Here is a 19,279-nt window from a genome sequence, read left to right as displayed (position 1 = left end):
CCTTTCTCATCGCGTTTGTCTTACAGCGCGCAACGCACTCCCTAGTAAAAAGACAAACAACTCTCTCGTACAAGGCGATTAAAATTTATGAAGTATTTGGTATATGCCAGCCTGATAATAAGCGGTGCGAGTGTTGCACAAGAAGCCCCTAACTATGCAATCAGTGCAACAAATGCAGCTAAAACCTTACTCACTGATATAACTAACACGGGTAATGGCTTAATTGCTGTTGGTAAACACGGTACTGTTATTAAAAGTACATCGGGTGATTCATGGCAACAAGCTGAGCTAGTTCCAACTCAAGTGCTCTTAACTGCCGTTGATTTTAGTAACGAAAATAATGGATGGGCGTGTGGCCACGATGCAACAATCATAAATACTACTGACGGTGGCGTTAATTGGCAGCTACAACAAGCATTACCTGAATTAGACAAACCATGTTTAGATATTTTATTTGAAGATGACTTAAAAGGTTTTGCAGTGGGCGCATATGGCATGTTTTATCAAACTGCAGACGGTGGTCAACATTGGCAAAAACGCTTTTTAGATTCGCTACTTTTTAGTGATGATCGTGATTACTTAAACGATTTAAAAGAAAATGACCCACAAGGATACGAAGCGGAAACTGCTTCTATCTTACCGCACTTTAATCGTATAGAAAAAACAGACAATGGATTAATGCTCGTTGGTGAAATGGGTTTAATGGCCAGAAGCATTGACGATGGTCAAACTTGGCAAAGAATAGAAGAAGTTTATCCCGGTTCATTCTTTGCAGTTGCCTCTGATAGCACTCAAGAAATTGTGGCGGGGCTACGAGGTAATGTTTTTGCAAAGCAAAGTGGCGAAAAGCAGTGGCAGCATTTTGAAAATGTTAAAACAGCGACGATTAACAACATCATTAATTATAATAACAAACAATGGCTCATGCTCGCTAATAGTGGCGTTATTTTTCATCTTCAAGATGGGTTACTCACCCATGAGCAGCTTGCTGACGGTAAAGCGATTCTTGATGGTGTAATTTTAGATAACAGATTGATCATGGCTACAGAAGATGGCATTAAAGTGAAGGAGTTAACCCCTTAATGCATAAGTTACTCGATTTTATTGAAAAGGCGATTTTTAGACATCGCTTAATTATGCTTATAAGTTTTGCACTTATAACCTGTTTACTTGTATTTAAAGCGACTCAAATTCAACTTGATGCATCGTTTAATAAAAATATCCCGTTAAATCACGATTACATGAAGGTATACACTAAACATGAAAAACAGTTTGGTGGTGCAAACAGTATTTTAATTTCAGTATGTGACGACAGCGGAGATATATTTAATCCAGAATTTTTTACTCAATTAAAAGCGGTTCACGATCAGCTTTATTTTATTCCTGGTGTAAATCGTCCTTTAGTGAATTCTATATTTTCACCTAGTGCTCGCTTTGTAGAAGTAGTAGAAGATGGCTTTGCCGGTGGTCCAATTATTCCTGCAAACTTTAAAGCTGATACGCGTGGATTAGGTGTAGTAAAGGAAAACATTGAAAAAGCAAAAGTTGTAGGGCGTATGATTGCCAGCGATTACTCGTGTGCAATGGTAACGGCTCAACTTTTAGAAACAGATCCCCAAACACAACAAAAATTAGACACATTAGCTTTTGCACAAAAACTAGAAAGTGATTTAAGAGAGCCTTTAAGTACAGACAAAGTAAGTATTCATATTATTGGCTTTGCAAAAATGGCTGGTGATATAGCTGAAGGCGCAAAAGGGGTAGTCGTATTTTTTGCCATTGCTATCGCCTTTACCTTTATTATGGTTTGGCTATTTTGTGGCAGTTTAAAGCTAACTATTTTGCCTATCGCGTGTTCTATTATTGCCGTTATTTGGCAATTAGGCCTGCTTTCAAGTTTAGGGTTTGGACTAGACCCTATGTCTATTTTGGTGCCGTTTTTAGTCTTTGCTATAGGTGTAAGCCATGGTGTGCAGATGATTAATGCTATTGGCAAAACAGTAGGTGAAGGAAAAAGCACGCGAATTTGTTGTCAGTCAAGTTTCAGGGCTTTATTAATACCTGGTGGTATTGCACTGCTTTCAGATACCGTAGGCTTTTTAACATTACTTACTATTGATATTGGTATTATCCGCGAACTTGCTATTACAGCGAGTTTAGGTGTGGCAGTAATTATATTTACAAATTTAATTTTGCTGCCAGTTTGGGCGTCGTACATGAACTTTGAAAACAGTGTACATATTCAATCTGGTGATGCTGAGAAGCCTAATATACTTGATAAGATCAGAGACATTTTAGTAAAAGCAACCGATCCTAAAATCGCTAAAATGATTATCGGTTTTACCCTTGTTTTATTTGCTCTAGGCTACTGGCAAGCAGATAAAATGCGTATAGGTGACTTACACGCAGGCGCGCCATCTCTGCATCAAGATGCCCGTTATAACCAAGACACGTTTTTAATTTCGGATAAGTACACTATCTCGTCTGATATTTTAAAAGTAATTGTAGAGGCGTATCCTGCAGCATGTACTGAGCATGATGTGATGGAGCGTATAAGCCGTTTTCAATACAAAGTTGAGAATGTGGCCGGTGTGCAGTCTGCTGTAAGTTTGAGCTCTGTAGCTCAATCGGTTAACGCGGGCTACAACGAAGGCAATTTAAAATGGCAGAGTTTGCCACGAAATTCAGCAAGCTTAGTACAGTCAACGTCTCGAGTTGAAACTAGTACAGGCTTACTTAACGGTGATTGTTCAGTTATGCCAGTGATTATATTCTTAGATGATCATAAAGCACAAACTATCGATACCGTAATTAAGAGTGTTAAGCAATTTGCACAAGAAGAGGGCACTGAAAAACTAGCATTTAAATTAGCGTCAGGACCTGTGGGCGTAATGGCAGCTACTAATGAGTCTGTATCAGAAGCACAAATACCCATGATGCTTTACGTTTATGGTGCCGTTATTATTTTATGTTTAATGAGCTTTAGAAGCGTAAAAGCAACAGTAGCCGTGGTATTACCGCTTTATATTGTATCAACCCTTGCCCAAGCACTTATGGTACAGCTGGAAATAGGCTTAACAGTTTCTACTTTACCTGTAATTGCATTAGGTGTAGGTATTGGTGTTGATTACGGTATTTATATACTGTCGTCGATGATGGGGCAGCTTAAGCAAAACGTACCGCTTAGTGTTGCTTATCGAAATGCGCTTGTTGAGCGTGGCAGCGCGGTTCTATTTACTGGTATTACATTAGCTATTGGTGTGAGCACTTGGATATTCTCAGATCTTAAATTCCAAGTTGATATGGGTATACTATTAACCTTCATGTTTTTAGTGAATATGTTAGGTGCAGTGTTGTTATTACCTGCAATTGGTAGCCTTCTCTGGACTGACCAGAAAAAATAATGTGAATACTTTTGCTCCTAAATGGCCAGTAATGGCCATTTATATCTATATTTTGTGAATAGATGACCAAATAGCTGAAATGCTTAAAATGTTTTCATCGAAAAGGCTGTTTATTAGCTGTAAAAGGGTTAGAATTTAACTGACTCCACGCTAATAATACGCTGTACAAATATTCTGCTTTTAGCAGTAATAGATTAAGGAACATACAATGACACGAAATGAAGGCCAAGCCTCGGTTATCCTAGATAATGTCTGTAAACTGATCCAGAAAAAAGTTCGCGCTGATAATGTGTTACTCGTTGAGAAATTCGCCAAAGCCTTGTACAGCAATATGTCTAAAGAGGATTTGGCAAACCGCAACGATAGTGACCTATATGGCGCAGCATTAAGCCTTTGGAACTCGCTAGAAAAAAATACTACTGACGACGCAGTTATCCGCGTTTTCAATCCAGAAGTGGCAAAAGATGGCTGGCAGTCATCACATACAATCGTTGAAATTATCACTAAAGATATGCCGTTCTTAGTTGATTCTGTTCGTATGGCCATGACTCGTGAAAATATCGCCTCTCACTTATTACTTCACTGCCCATTAAAAATTAAGCGTGATGAAAACACTAAAATTTCTGGATTATCAAATTTAAAAGCAGAGCAAGAATCTTCATCTACTAAAACAGTATTTTTTATTGAAATTGACCGTCAAACAGATTCTTCTGTGATTGAGTCTTTCAAAAAAGAATTAGAGTCTGTGCTAGTTGATGTATCAGTTGCTGTTGATGATTGGCAACCAATCCGTAAAAAATTGATTGCAGTTACTAAAGAGTTACCTAATCGTCATCATAATAAAAGTAAAGATGAAGTTTCAGAAACAACTGAGTTTTTAGATTGGTTAGCTAAAGATAATTTTACCCTAATGGGTTACCGTGAATATGAGTTAAGCCCAGTTCAAGGTGATTACCAACTAAAAGGTAAAATGGATACAAGCCTAGGCTTGATGAAAAACTCAACTGAAGAACACACTCGCTTATTATCAGAATTACCTGAAGTTGCACGTCAAGAAGCTCGTAGCAGCAACCTACTGATTTTAACAAAAACTAACTCTGTTTCTCGTGTTCATCGTCCAGCTTACATCGATTATGTAGGCATTAAGCGTTTTGACGATGAAGGCAATGTAATTGGTGAAGACCGCTTTATCGGTTTATTTTCATCAAGCTTTTACAATAACAGTGCTACTGATGTACCTGTGTTAAAAAGTAAAATTAATCGCATTATGGAAATGTGTGATTTTGCTAAAGGTACTCACGCTTACAAAGCTGTTTTAAATATTTTAGAAACCTACCCACGTGATGAGCTAGTTCAAGCGCGCGAAGGTGAGCTACTTGAAGTTGCTATGGGTGTGTTACAAGTACAAGAGCGCGATATGTGTCGCTTGTTTGTACGTAAAGATGCGTATGGTCGTTTTTTATCTTGTATGGTTTATGTACCTCGCGAGCGTTATAACACGGCTCTTCGTCGTGAAACGCAAGATATATTAGCTAATGCATTTAATTCTGACGATAAAGTTGAATTTACTACTTATTTCTCTGAGTCAACACTGGCGCGTACTCATTACACCGTTCGTGTGACCGACAACAAGATCGAATATAACGTGAAAGACATCGAAAACAATTTAGTAGAAGCTGCACGTACGTGGGAAGATAAACTTCAATCTGCACTTTTAGAGTCTGCGGGTGAAGCTCGTGGTAACGATTTAAATCGTAAATACTGTAACGCGTTTGCACGCTCATACAAAGATGAAGTGCTTCCAAGTGCTGCGGTTGTTGATATTGAAAAGTTAGAACTACTTAGCGATGAAAACAAACTAGAAATGCTGTTTTATCGTCCTCAAGAAGAAGCAAACAGCAATATTGTACGATTAAGCTTATTCCATAAAGATGAGCCGATTCACTTATCTGATGTTATGCCAATGCTTGAAAACTTTGGCCTTCGTGTTGTTGGTGAAACACCATATTCAGTTAAAACTAGCGATGGTCGTATCAACTGGATCATGGACTTCTCGATGCTTATTGACAGCAAAGGGATGGCAGATTTTGATAAAATCTCAGCACGTTTTCGTGCTGCATTAACAAATGTTTGGGGCAACCGTCTTGAAAACGATGGTTTTAACCGTTTAGTGTTAATGGGTGGCCTAACAGGCCGCGAAGCATCTATCTTACGTGCGTACGCTAAGTACATGCGTCAAATTGGTGTAACTTTCTCACAAAGCTACATAGAAAGTACATTTGCAAATTATCCAAATATCGCAGCGCAAATTGTTAACTTGTTTGCTAAAAAGTTCTCAGTTAAAAGCCCTGCAAGTGCTAAAACACTTGAAAAGCTAAGCACGCAAATTTATTTAGAGCTTGAAAATGTAGCAAACCTTGATGATGACCGTATTATACGTTTATACGTTGATATGATTGTTGCGACGCTGCGTACTAACTATTTCCAAAAAGACGATGCCGGACAGTTTAAGTCTTATGTGTCGTTTAAAATACAACCTAGCTTAATTCCTGATGTACCACTTCCTTTACCTGCGTTTGAAATTTTTGTTTATTCTCCGCGCGTAGAAGGCGTGCATTTACGTTACGGCAAAGTAGCACGTGGTGGTCTGCGTTGGTCCGACCGTCGTGAAGACTTCCGTACTGAAGTACTTGGCTTAGTTAAAGCACAACAAGTTAAAAATACTGTAATCGTACCTGTAGGTTCTAAAGGTGGCTTTGTATGTAAACAACTACCGACTGAGCGTGAAGCGTTTATTAAAGAAGGCCAAGAGTGTTATAAAATCTTTATCCGTGGTCTTTTAGATATTACTGATAATATTGAGCGTGGTGAAATAGTACCAGCGCGCGATGTTGTTCGTCACGATGAAGATGATGCTTACCTAGTAGTTGCAGCGGATAAAGGAACTGCTACTTTCTCTGATATCGCAAATGGCATTGCTAACGAATACAATTTCTGGCTAGGTGATGCATTTGCATCTGGTGGCTCGGTTGGTTATGACCATAAGAAAATGGGTATCACAGCAAAAGGCGCATGGGAGTCAGTTAAACGACATTTCCGTGAAATGGATATTGATTGTCAATCTACCGATTTTACAGTAGTAGCAATTGGCGATATGGCAGGCGATGTATTTGGTAATGGTATGCTGTTATCTAAGCATATTCGTCTACAAGTTGCCTTTAACCATATGCACATTTTTGTTGACCCTAATCCAGATGCTGCTACATCTTACCCTGAACGCGAACGTTTATTTAATATGCCGCGTTCTTCTTGGGAAGATTACAATAAAGAGCTAATTTCTGCCGGTGGCGGTGTGTTCTCTCGTGCAGCTAAATCAATTACGCTTAGCCCAGAAATGAAAAAAATGTTGGGCACTAAAAAAGCTAGTATGACACCAAATGAGTTAATGAAAGCCTCATTAATGATGGAGTTTGATTTACTGTGGAATGGCGGTATTGGTACATACATTAAACACTCTAAAGAAACTGATGCCGATGTAGGGGATCGTGCAAACGATGCACTACGTATCAATGGTAGAGATTTAGGCGCTAAAATAATAGGTGAGGGCGGTAACTTAGGTGCAACGCAATTAGGTCGTGTTGAATTTGCAGCTAAAGGTGGTCGTGTTAATACTGACTTCATTGATAACGTAGGGGGTGTTGCCTGTTCAGATAACGAAGTTAACATTAAGATTTTACTTAATGGCTTAGTCGCTGAAGGTGACCTAACACGTAAACAACGTGATGAGCTACTTTACTCAATGACAGATGAAGTTTCTGAATTAGTATTAAAAGACTGTTACCGTCAAACACATACTATTTCAATTACACAGTCTAAAGGAACTTCAACGCTCAAAGAAAAGATTCGCTTTATTCATGCGCTTGAAAAAGAAGGCAAGTTAAACCGTGCTATCGAATTTATTCCAAGTGATGAAGAATTGGCAGAACGCGCCGCTGCAGGTAAAGACTTAACTCGTCCTGAGCTTTCAGTGCTAGTGTCTTACGCAAAAATGGTATTAAAAGAGTCTTTAGTAAGTGATGAAATTACTGAAAACCCTTACTATCGCCAATTGCTTGTTAAGTCATTCCCACGTCCATTGCGTGAGAAGTTTAACGATGCGATGAACAACCACCCACTTCGTAAAGAAATTATTGCAACTAAACTTGCTAACAGTATCGTTAACGATATGGGTTTAAACTTCATGGTACGTATGCATGAAGAAACTGGTGCTAATGAAGCTGAGATAGCAATGTGTTACTCAATTGCTAGCGAAATATTTGAAATGCGTGAAACATGGTCTTCTATTAGTGCACTTGATAATAAAATACCAGCAGCAGTTCAAACTGAAATGCTTTACCAACTTCGTCGTACTGTGCGCCGTGCAACGCGTTGGTTCTTACGTCACCGTAATAAGTCACAAACTATTGAACAAGGAATTGAATTCTTTGCGCCAACCTTTAAAGATTTAAGCGATAACTTAAATACGTATATGATTGAAAAAGAAAATGATCGTATTGTAATTGAGGCCAATAAGTTAATTGACGCGGGCGTTCCAACAGATATAGCTAATCGTATTGTTTCTTTATCAAGCTTATTCTCTGTGATGGATTTAGCAGAAGTTGCGAATAGTTCAGGTAAGAGTATTTCGATGGTGTCCAATACTTACTTTAAACTAGGTGCAAGAATGGGTCTGCATTGGTTCTTAGAGCAAATAACTAAGCAACCAGTAGCAAATCATTGGCAAGCACTTGCTCGCTCGTCTTATCGAGAAGAGCTTGATTGGCAGCAACGTACGTTATCTGAAGTTGTATTAAATAGCTTTGAAGGTGATGAGAGCGATGTTGATAGTCAAATAGACGAGTGGATGGATAGCCAAGATTCATTACTTCAACGCTGGAAACAAATGCTGGCTGAGTTTAAAACATCACAAAGCCACGACTTTGCTAAGTTCTCGGTTGCACTTCGTGAACTTATGTTGTTAAGCCACAATTGTGATACGTCAGGAAAATAATTTAGCTTTAATCAGTTAATTGTTTAGTAAATAAATAACTGATTGTTAAAATTGTTATACAATACCTCAGCCTTGTCTGAGGTATTTTTTTGTCTAAAATTTAAAAAGAGGATTATATTGATGTTTTATGATTTAGCTCGCCGTTTTATGTTTACCCGTGATGCGGAGTGGGCGCATGAGTTTGCACTTAATAATCTTCGTCGTTTTACCAATACACCTTTAAATTTAGCTTGGTCGCAAAATATTTCTGATAAGCCAGTCGACTTTTTGGGTCTGAAATTTAAAAACCCTGTAGGGCTAGCAGCTGGCCTTGATAAAAATGCGGAATGTATTGATGCATTCAGCCAAATGGGCTTTGGTTTTATTGAAGTTGGCACTATTACGCCGCGTGCTCAAGCTGGTAATGATAAACCTCGTATTTTTAGGTTGCCAGAATCAAACGCTATTATTAACCGTATGGGTTTTAATAATAAAGGCGTTGATAACTTAGTTGCAAATGTAAAAGCAGCAAAATACAGCGGCATACTCGGTATTAATATTGGTAAAAATAAAGATACGCCAAATGAACAAGGTAAAGATGACTATATTCATTGTATGCGTAAAGTATTTGAACATGCCTCATATATTACGGTAAATATTTCATCACCAAATACACCTGGCTTGCGTGATTTGCAATATGGTGCTGCACTTGATGATTTACTGCAAAGTCTTAAAAACGAACAGCTAGATTTAGTTGCAAAGCACAATAAACAAGTGCCTATGCTTGTAAAAATTGCACCGGATCTAGATCAAATTCAAATAGAGCAAGTAAGTGAGTCACTTTTAAATAATAAAATCGATGGTGTAATTGCCACCAACACCACGCTTGAGCGAGCTGCAGTTATGGGCCAGCTATATGCAGAAGAAGCCGGCGGTTTATCAGGTCACCCAGTTAGAATGCGTTCTACAGAGGTAGTGAGTGAATTGAAACGCTTAACACAAGGTAAGTTACCAATTATCGGAGTAGGCGGAATAGATGATGCGCAATCAGCAAAAGAAAAGTTCGATGCAGGCGCAAATTTAGTCCAGGTTTATACTGGGTTCATCTACAAAGGTCCACAATTGGTAAAGTCGATCGTTAACGGCTTATAAGGATCAGTTATCTAAGCTTTTGATCGTTCGATAAATGTTCTAAGCAAGCATTTTAAAAGTGGTCAAAAGCGGTTATACTGTGAGCAATAATTATTCAACATACCCAAGGAGGAGTAAATGTTACAAGCATCAAAGCAATGGCAGTGGATTACTTGTCCTAATAAAAATCGTTTGTTACTTGATTTAAATGACGACATGCAATTATGTACGCCCTATAAGTTAAGACAACTCACCGATTCTGTTTTTAAAAATCCACGTTTTAGTCTAGAAGATGCTGCATTTTATGAACAAGTTTATAACTATTTAGATGGGTTTGAATTGTGGTCTGCTGCTCAAATTTGTCAAATATCGCTAAATGCAACCGCTGTTAAATATCACTTAAAACCCGTTTTATCAAAAAGCTGGTTTTTTGAAGAGTACACTGGAACAGAGCCAAGTGTAGAAGCAATAGTTAAATTAATATCTAAAACGCAGACTGGCGATTTTTTAATTGTAGAGCATTGCCCTGATGCATCTATTTGCTTAAATTTAAGCGAAACCTTTAAATTAGACGAAAACTTATCTTTAGCGCAATTTGAAGTAATCCGTATTTTGAATAATCGAGTACACCCCATCCTAAATCAGCAATATCAAAGTCAAACCGCCTAACCAAATTTAAGTCTTAAGCGTGTCTTTATGGCGTGTTTGTAGCCCAACCTATGTTATAATCCTGCGCAATTAGCTATTAAGGGTTATTACTTTGCAATTTATCGCACTTACTTCTATCGGAATCGAAAATTTATTGGTTGATGAACTAACAGAACTTGGCGCAACTGTGTCTAAGCAAACTGTTGGTTCTGTTCGTTTTGAGGCTGACTCATTACTGGCGCAAAAGGTTTGTTTATCAAGTCGTTTTGCAACGCGTGTGCTTATGCTTATTGAAGAAAAAGAAGGCGTAGATGACAAGAATAGCCTGTATAATTTTGCTCGCTCGCAACCTTGGCAAGAGTGGTTTGGACCAACTCAAACATTCGCTGTCGACTTCAACGGTACCAATGACTCATTAAAAAACACACAATTTTCGGGTCTTGTAATAAAAGATGCGATTGTTGACTACTTTAATGATTTATACGAGCAGCGTCCTAACGTTGATAAGCAAGATGCAAATGTGCGTGTTGTTGCACGATTAAATCGTTACGGCGTTTCTATGTATATTGACTATTCGGGCCCTCGTTTGTCTGAACGTGGTTACCGTCAAGGTCAAGGTAAAGCACCAATTAAAGAACATTTAGCGGCTGCATTAATTAAACGAAGTGGTTGGCTTGATAATGTAAAACAACCTTTATTCGATCCATGTTGTGGTGCGGGTACTATTTTAATCGAAGCGGCTGGGATGGCACGAAACGAAGCACCGGGATTATTTCGTGAAGGCTTTGCTTTTGAGCGTTTACCCAGTTTTAGAGCCGCTAAGTTTAAAGAACTTAAAGAAGAGTTACTTGCTAACATTACCGATCCTAAATTGTGGTTAATTGGCCACGATTACGATGAACAAGTTTTAAATAAAGCGATTGATAATGCCAAACGTGCTGAGCTTGATGATGTTATTAAGTTTAAGCAAAGCGATGCAACTAAACTTACTGCTGTTGCCAAATTACCGGGTGTTGTAATCTCAAACTTACCATACGGTGAGCGTATTGGTTCTATGGCTGAGCTTGTTGATTTACACCGTAATTTAGGTGTTGGCTTTAAAAAGCACTTTAATCATTGGAAACTTGCCTTACTAGGTATGGACGAGAGCTTATTTAAACTTTTAAAACTTGTGCGCCTTAAGCGTTATAAGTTTAAAAATGGCCCACTTGATGTTGAACTTAACTTATATCAATTAGATGATAAGCAAGTAAGTTTGACTACCGATGATAAAAAAGCGCTTAATTTTGAGGGCTCTACGTCATTCGCAAATCGATTGAAAAAGAATAAGCAAGGCTTAAAAAACTGGCTTAAACAAAATAAAGTAGACGCTTATCGTGTTTATGAAGCGGATATCCCTGAGTACAATGTTGCTGTAGATATTTACGGTGATTCTGCGGTTATTTTTGAATATGCAGCGCCTAAAGAAATTGATGAAAAAACATCAGAAAAACGCCTGCAAGACGTAATAACGTTGACTTCGCAACAACTTGATATCTCACCTGAAAATATTGCTGTAAAAGTGCGTAAAAAGCAAAAGGGCGAAGAGCAGTATACGGCCATGTCTAAACAAAACCGAACTATGGTAGTTGAAGAGTTTGGTGCTAAGTTTAAAGTTAATTTATTTGACTACTTAGACACAGGTTTGTTTTTAGATCACCGTTTAATGCGTCGTTATATTCAAGAAAATGCGAAAGATAAGCGCTTTTTAAACTTGTTTGCATACACAGGTACAGCCTCTGTGCATGCTGCACTTGGTGGCGCTAAAGCAATTACAACAGTTGATTTATCTAAAACCTATATAAAATGGGGCCAAGATAACTTCGATTTAAACAATATCAGTAATACACGTTACCGTTTTGAACAAGCAGATTGTTTAAAGTGGTTAGAGCATGCGACAGCACAATATGATTTGATATTTTTAGACCCTCCAACGTTCTCAAACTCAAAACGTATGAAAGACGCGTTTGATGTGCAAAGTGATCACATTAAATTATTAACGTGGGTTAAAAAGATCTTAAGTCCATCAGGTACTTTGATTTTCTCTAATAACAAACGTGGTTTTGTAATGGATGAAGTTGGCCTGATTGGTTTAGGTTTAAAAGCCGTTAATATCTCAGATAAAACGCTATCACCAGACTTCAAACGTAATAAAAAAATCCATAATAGCTGGCTAATTACGCATGGCTAAATGGATTTTATATCATACTGATGGTTGCCACTTGTGCGAACAGGCTGAGCAACTTATCACTGATGTACTAAATGACAACAGTGAGTTATTACTAATCGATATTATGACTGATGAGCAGCTTATTGCTGAGTATCAAATTACTATTCCTGTATTAAAAAGTGAAAAAGGCGAGAAATTATATTGGCCTTTTACTTTACACTCTGTGCGCGAATTTTTAGCACAAGCAGAATAAGAGCAAATAAGAACTATGGATTTAATAAGAATTTTAAAAGCACAACTTGCTTTTGGTACACATGCTTTGCTTAACAAAGCAGACGCCGTTATAGAAAGTGGCGAAAGAGTGTGTGTAGTTGGTCGAAATGGCGCGGGTAAGTCAACGTTATTAAAAGTGCTCGATGGACAAGTTGTTTTAGATGACGGTGAAATAAATCAGCTTGGTGGTATTCGAATTTCTCGTTTAGAGCAAGATCCACCAAAAGGTGCAAGCGGAACTGTATTTGATTACGTGGCACAGGGTATGCCAGAAATCGCTAACCTACTCATTGATTTTCATCATGTTAGCAACGAACTGCAAACACAATGTACTGATAAGTTATTAAATAAACTTGAACGTTTATCAAACCAACTTGAAGCCGCTGATGGTTGGCGTTTTGATAGCCGAATTCAATTAGTTTTGACACAATTAGAATTAACACCAGAGGCTAAACTTGAGTCCCTTTCTGGTGGCTGGTTACGTAAAGTAGCACTTGCGCGTGCACTTGTAAGTGAGCCTGACTTATTATTACTAGATGAGCCAACAAACCATTTAGATATGGCTAGTGTAATGTGGCTTGAACAGTTTTTAAAAGAATTTAAAGGCGGCATTGTATTTATATCGCATGACCGTGCGTTTATTCGCGCTGTTGCTACGCGTATTTTAGATTTAGATCGCGGTAAACTTATTTCGTACCCAGGTGATTACGCGACTTATCTAGAGCAAAAAGCGCATGATTTAAAAGTAGAAGAAGCGCAAAATGCATTGTTTGATAAGCGTTTAGCTGAAGAAGAAACGTGGATTCGCCAAGGTGTTAAAGCGCGAAGAACGCGTAACGAAGGGCGCGTTCGAGAGCTAAAACAGCTACGTAATGAGCGCAAGCAACGTGTTGATCAAGTTGGAAAAACTGACTTTAATATTGAAACAGCTGATCGCTCAGGTAAGTTGGTATTTGAAGCTAAGAACCTTTGCCATGCATTTAAAGACAAAGTTATTGCTGATGATTTTTCGACACTTGTAATGCGTGGCGACAGAATTGGCCTAGTAGGCCCAAATGGTATTGGTAAAACAACACTATTAAAACTAATGTTTGGTGATTTAAAACCTGATAGTGGTATTACTAAGCAAGGTGTTAATTTAGAGTTTGCTTACTTTGACCAATACCGTGAAAAACTTGACGAAGAAGCAACTGTTCAAGATAACGTTGCCGAAGGTAAACAAGAAGTGATGATGGGCGGTCGTTCACGCCATGTTTTAGGTTACCTGCAAGACTTTTTATTCCCTCCAGCACGCGCTCGAACCCCGGTTAAAGCACTCTCTGGTGGTGAAAAAAATAGACTGCTATTAGCTAAACTGTTTTTAAAACCATCTAATATACTTGTTCTCGATGAGCCAACGAATGACTTGGACATTGAAACGTTAGAGTTACTAGAGGACATTATTAATCAATATCAAGGTACAGTGCTGATTGTAAGCCATGACCGAGAATTTATTGATAATACATGTTCTAGTGTATGGGCATTTGAAGGCAATGGTAAAGTAACAGATATCGTCGGTGGTTATAGCGACTATGAAGCTTATGTAGGTTACTTAGCTGAACAAGAAAAAAAAATTCAGCAACAACCAGTAAAAAAAGTTGAAAAAGTAGCCGCTCCAGCTGCAAAACCAGCAGCTAAGACAAATAAACTCTCTTACAAATTAAAACTTGAATTAGAGCAACTACCGAATAAAATGGAAAAACTAGAAGCTGAAATTGAAGCTCAACAAGCTGTAGTGAGTGACGCAAACTTTTTTAAACAAGAGAGTGATGTAACAACTAAAGCATTGAACCATTTAGCACAACTTGAGTCTGACCTTGAAGCTGCCCTTGAGCGCTGGGAAGAACTTGAAGAATTACAGAATCAGTAGTAAGGACTAAAATGAAATATAAATTACTCGCTGCCAGTATTTTAGCGACATTAAGCACTTCAGCAACAAGTGCGACGTACCAGTTAAGTGAATTAGGGACTCTTGAAGACGCTAAATATTCTTATGTAACAGATGTAAGCGAAAGCGGGCATATTATTGGTTTCGCAAATGGTTTATACAATTTACCTATTGATACAAGCTATATAGATTTTACTGAAAATGTTATTGAAAGTGCTTACGACAGCACAGAAGCAGCATATGAATTAAGTGATAAAGAAATTACTTTCACACTTGATGACATTGAAAATAATGATGCCGTAAGCACTAATCCTGATGCTCATGCTTTTATGGTTAGTTTTTTGGCAAATTCGAATTTAGGAATTCCGTCTAACTTTGAATATCAAAAAATGAGTTCTTTAGTTGGGATTAAATTTAACGAATCAGAGATTACTGAACAACCGATTTTTGATATAGCTTCTGTTGATTATGATGGATTAACTCGTTCTACTGTCAATCTTTTAAATGCAGTAAGTGAAGATGGCGTTACAGTCGGTTGGGGTAGCGCCCCATACGATAAAGTATCTTTTACACCTGATGGCGAAGATGATGCAGAAACGTGGTTTACTCATGAATTTATAGAACGTGGGATTGTAATAAGCGCTGATGGCAGTGTAAGTGTTGAGTTAGAGCCTGAGTTTAATGAATACGGTGGCACAAGCCGCGCTAACGATATTGTTAAAACTAACAGTGGTTATACCGTTGTAGGTAATATGTCTACAAGCATTCCAGATGACAGACAAGATAATATTGATGATAACTGTGATAATGAAGACGAACCTACGTCAGTATGTATCAACTTGTTAAATTCAAATATTACACGAGGCTTATTTAATAAGCGCGCTGTTAAATGGGAACTTGATGAATCACTTAATATCACGTCTGTTGAAGAGCTTGGTATGGCACTGACACCTGATGAAGGTGAAGCGGAAGATGATGCATTTACAAGTACTGCTTTAGCAGTGAACAGCAACGGGACAATTGTAGGTTCATCGAATACACGTTATTACAAAAATGACGATACAATTCTTACAATGCCAGTTTATTTTAAAGACGGTGCGGTTGTTGATTTTATTAATCAAGAAGATGACTGGCAGTCTGGTAAATCAATTGCTATTAATGATAACGATGTAATTACAGGTTATGCAACTAAACGTATTGAAGGTACTCTTCGTAATAAATTCTTTTACCATGATATAGCAACGGGTAGTACGGTTTTCCCTACTGATTACTTTTCAAGCTCAAGTTCTTACGGTAACGATATAAACAACCAAGGTTATATTGTAGGTGAAGGGGAAGTGGGTGTTTCTGATAGCTCGCGACTCAAAGAGGCCTTTATTTACAAAATTGGTGAAGACAAAATCACTAATCTAAACGATTTACTGCCTTGCTATGACACCGACGGTGAAACTGATTACGCTTATACTATGGTTGAAGCGACTGCTATCAACGAAAATAATGAAATATTTGGTACTGCGACTAAAACAGTTGAAAAGCTAGATTCATTAGGCGGTGTAGTAACTGATATTAATGGTGAAATTGAATATGAGAGTATTGCAATAGCAGTTAAACTAACGCCAATTGCAAATGGTGAAGTAGAAAGCTGTGCTCCAGTAGAAGCTGAAGTTTATGAGCGTAACTCTGCTAGCTTCCCTTGGTATACATTATTGTTATTACCACTGGTTGGCTTAAGGCGTGTATTTCGCTTTTAAAGTTTATTGATTATAAAAAAACCAACTTGATAAAGTTGGTTTTTTTTCGTCTATAATATTTTATTAGATTAGAATTGCAGCGATTATTTAGCTTTAACGCCACTAATTATTTCGTGATAACCATGCTTTTTTCACAGAGCGGCGCCAAATTATATCAATACCAAAATATCCTATAATTGATGCAATAGAAGCACATACTAATGAACCTAATAAAAATGCAGGACCAATTGTTTCTATACTTTCTAAAAACCAAGACCAACTTGCTTCAAATACAAAGTGTTGTTCTGGCTGATTAAGTATTAACGTACCCACTAAGTATGAGCCATAAAAGATAGGTGGCATGGTTAATGGATTCGTAAGCCATACTAAAGCAACTGATATGGGTAAATTAACCCTAAATAATATAGCACCTGCTGCGGCTAAAACCATTTGAAAAGGAACAGGGATGAAAGCAAAAAATAACCCGACCGCGAAGGCCCCTCGAGCTGAACGTCTATTTAAATGCCAAAGATTTGCGTCTTGCAAAAGTCGTCCAAATATTTTTAGTGATTTATGATGTCTAATTTTATTTGGATCAGGTAAAAATCTTTGGATCGTTTTTTTAGCCATTTAAAGCAACCATTTACATCAGTGTGGATAAGTCTTGGGTTTGTAATTGGCTGTGTAGCAACCGTGTTTTATTATCAAACTCTCGAATTTACAGTCTTCACAATTTTCATTGTAATAGTGAGCGCTTATTTTAAGCCGTTTTTAAACGTATTGTTAGGCTTTATTTGTGCAATTTGCTTTGTTGGTATGCATTTTTACCTTTTTTATAGTTTTGAAATACCAAAACCGAACGAAAAGTATGCACTTGATTCTACATTAGTTGTTGAAGAGATTATTTCTGATAAAAAACCTCAGTATATCAAAGCCAAAATAGTGGCATTAGATGGGAGTAGCTTTTCGAATTTTAGAGCACCCAAAGCAATGCTCAGTGTTAATTCTGCACAGCCTTTTACAGTCGGGGATGAATTCTCTGCATTAATCCATTTAAAATATTTTCGCAGTAATAAAAATTTTAATGTGTTTGATACTGAACGTTATGCATTTATAAATAGAATATTATTTAAAGGCAAAGTTCTCAATAAAGAGCTTAATATAATACACAGCGATAAACAAAGCATCGTACTAGATTATCAAAACTTCATTAAAAATACCTATACAAATACAAGATTGCAGTGGCTCTATTATGCATTACTCAGTGGTGATAAATCGTTAATGAGCTATACAGATAAACAATTAATGCAATCACTTGGGTTAAGTCATTTACTGGCTATATCGGGTTTACATATTGGTTTGATTTTTAGCTTTGGTTATTTATTCATTCGATTTATCTGTACGAAAATAAACTTTTCAATTGGTCAATCATTTAACCTTACACTTTACTACAGTTCGTTCGGTTTTATAGCTGCATTAGTTTACGTATATTTAAGTGACTTTTTAGTATCAGCAACGCGAGCACTAATTATGCTGGGTTGTTATTTGTTACTTTATTTTCTTGCTAAGCAGCCGCTGCGATGGCGGAGTATTTTATTTGCCTTGGTAATAGTGCTTGCTGTTAACCCATTTAATTTACTTAATCCAGGTCTGTATTTTTCATTTTTAGCGGTCGCTATAATTTTTACTGTTATTAATAAATTACCAATATTAAATACACGAATCAAAAACAAAATTATTGCGTTATTTGTTATTCAAGTAGCATTGTTTATCGGTTTATTACCACTTTCACTTTATTTTTTTAATGGCGTAAGTATTGCGGGCCTAGTCATTAACTTAATTGCGATACCGTTTCTTTCCCTCATTATTTTGCCATTTTTGATTGTTTTTACATTACTGAGTACTTTTTTAGATATAGGTAATTTAATACATTTGTTTGATACAGGGTTATATGCGTTATTTAAATTACTTTATGAAATACCCGAGTCGTTAAGATGGCTGACAACAGGAAGAATCGAGTTAATATTCGTCATTTTTACCTATATTACTATGTTGATGATTTACTTCCTCCCCTATAAATTGCTCTCTTTCATTCCTTTAACAGTACTTTTATTGAATAATCTTCTAAAAGAAAAGCCTAACTGGCAGCTTCATGTGTTTGATGTTGGGCATGGTCTCATGGCATTAATTGAAAAAGATAACCAAGTGCTTATCTATGATTTTGGTCCAAGTTATTTTAATCGTTTTAGCCGTACGCGAAGTATTTTATTGCCTTATATAAAAGCAAATAATTTCACAGTAAAAACAGCGATTCTAAGTCATGAAGACAGCGATCACGCTGGAGGAATACAGCATTTTATTGAAGCTGGATTTGGGGAAACATTAAAGCAATTTCATCCTGAAAATACACTTAATGTGTGTGAAGTCCAAAGTGTTGATTTTGTCGGTTTAAGAGTAGAAAGCTTTAGCACTATAGGGTATGGAAATGAAAACGACGATTCATGCGTTGTTAGAGTATCGAGTAATACTTATAGTGTGTTATTTACAGGTGATATATCAAAATCCCGTGAAGCCTCATTATTAGCTAATAATACATCGTTGAAAAGTACAGTCATGTTAAGCCCGCATCATGGCAGTGATACATCCTCAAGTGTTAATTTTATTAGTTATGTTGGCCCTAAAGTTGTGATTCATTCAAGTGCTTATAAAGGACAGTGGGAATTTCCCAAGCCCGTTGTTGTCGAGCGTTACAAAGCAATAAGCGCCGAGCAATTTACAACAGGCGTTGAAGGACAAATTAGTATTAAATTCTACTCAAACAATTTGGTCATAGAAACAGCAAGAGGGCAGGAAAGTTATTGGTTTATCAAAGATTGACGTTTAGTTTTATCTCATCGAAGGATACAATACAGGGAGTTACTGTATTTA

The 19,279-nt window shown here is 37.3% G+C and carries 11 protein-coding genes; 10 read left to right on the top strand and 1 reads right to left on the bottom strand.

Going from position 1 to position 19,279, the window contains the following annotated elements; genetic code table 11:
* The first annotated feature begins 87 nt into the window (after positions 1–87).
* From H5117_RS09390 to H5117_RS09350, 9 genes are all read left to right on the top strand, one after another.
* Positions 88–1,083: a YCF48-related protein gene (locus H5117_RS09390; protein WP_182692351.1), complete on the top strand. Its 996-nt coding sequence runs from the start codon at positions 88–90 to the stop codon at positions 1,081–1,083.
* The gene (locus H5117_RS09385; protein ID WP_165723487.1) at positions 1,083–3,404 is read left to right on the top strand and encodes an RND family transporter; all 2,322 of its coding nucleotides are present in this window, start codon (positions 1,083–1,085) and stop codon (positions 3,402–3,404) included. The genes H5117_RS09390 and H5117_RS09385 overlap by 1 nt, the downstream gene beginning before the upstream one ends.
* Before the next feature lie 208 nt (positions 3,405–3,612).
* On the top strand, positions 3,613–8,454 hold the full coding sequence (locus H5117_RS09380) for an NAD-glutamate dehydrogenase (RefSeq protein WP_182737395.1): 4,842 nt from the start codon (positions 3,613–3,615) through the stop codon (positions 8,452–8,454).
* Between the two features lie 120 nt (positions 8,455–8,574).
* Positions 8,575–9,585: a quinone-dependent dihydroorotate dehydrogenase gene (gene pyrD, locus H5117_RS09375; protein WP_165743190.1), complete on the top strand. Its 1,011-nt coding sequence runs from the start codon at positions 8,575–8,577 to the stop codon at positions 9,583–9,585.
* 117 nt (positions 9,586–9,702) lie between these two features.
* Positions 9,703–10,233, top strand: a complete 531-nt coding sequence (locus tag H5117_RS09370) for a cell division protein ZapC domain-containing protein (protein ID WP_182692355.1) — start codon at positions 9,703–9,705, stop codon at positions 10,231–10,233.
* Positions 10,234–10,324: 91 nt separating this feature from the next.
* The gene (gene rlmKL / locus H5117_RS09365; protein ID WP_182737393.1) at positions 10,325–12,442 is read left to right on the top strand and encodes a bifunctional 23S rRNA (guanine(2069)-N(7))-methyltransferase RlmK/23S rRNA (guanine(2445)-N(2))-methyltransferase RlmL; all 2,118 of its coding nucleotides are present in this window, start codon (positions 10,325–10,327) and stop codon (positions 12,440–12,442) included.
* Complete coding sequence (locus H5117_RS09360; RefSeq protein ID WP_002961779.1) at positions 12,435–12,674, top strand: glutaredoxin family protein; 240 nt, start codon at positions 12,435–12,437, stop codon at positions 12,672–12,674. The genes rlmKL and H5117_RS09360 overlap by 8 nt, the downstream gene beginning before the upstream one ends.
* Before the next feature lie 15 nt (positions 12,675–12,689).
* On the top strand, positions 12,690–14,603 hold the full coding sequence (locus H5117_RS09355) for an ABC transporter ATP-binding protein (protein WP_024595573.1): 1,914 nt from the start codon (positions 12,690–12,692) through the stop codon (positions 14,601–14,603).
* Positions 14,604–14,614: 11 nt separating this feature from the next.
* On the top strand, positions 14,615–16,372 hold the full coding sequence (locus tag H5117_RS09350) for a DUF3466 family protein (protein WP_182695654.1): 1,758 nt from the start codon (positions 14,615–14,617) through the stop codon (positions 16,370–16,372).
* Positions 16,373–16,474: 102 nt separating this feature from the next.
* Here H5117_RS09350 and H5117_RS09345 read toward each other — a convergent pair whose 3' ends face one another.
* Positions 16,475–16,981 carry a DUF2062 domain-containing protein gene (locus H5117_RS09345; protein ID WP_024595571.1) on the bottom strand — a complete coding sequence of 169 codons (507 nt, stop codon included), beginning with the start codon at positions 16,979–16,981 and terminating at the stop codon, positions 16,475–16,477.
* Here H5117_RS09345 and H5117_RS09340 point away from each other — a divergent pair.
* Positions 16,961–19,228 carry a DNA internalization-related competence protein ComEC/Rec2 gene (locus H5117_RS09340; protein WP_182737382.1) on the top strand — a complete coding sequence of 756 codons (2,268 nt, stop codon included), beginning with the start codon at positions 16,961–16,963 and terminating at the stop codon, positions 19,226–19,228. The genes H5117_RS09345 and H5117_RS09340 overlap by 21 nt on opposite strands.
* Positions 19,229–19,279: the final 51 nt, after the last annotated feature.

It is taken from the genome of Pseudoalteromonas sp. SG45-1 (assembly GCF_014164135.1).
GTDB classification, from domain to species: Bacteria; Pseudomonadota; Gammaproteobacteria; order Enterobacterales; family Alteromonadaceae; genus Pseudoalteromonas; species Pseudoalteromonas distincta.
This window is presented reverse-complemented; position numbering and strand designations above follow the sequence as displayed.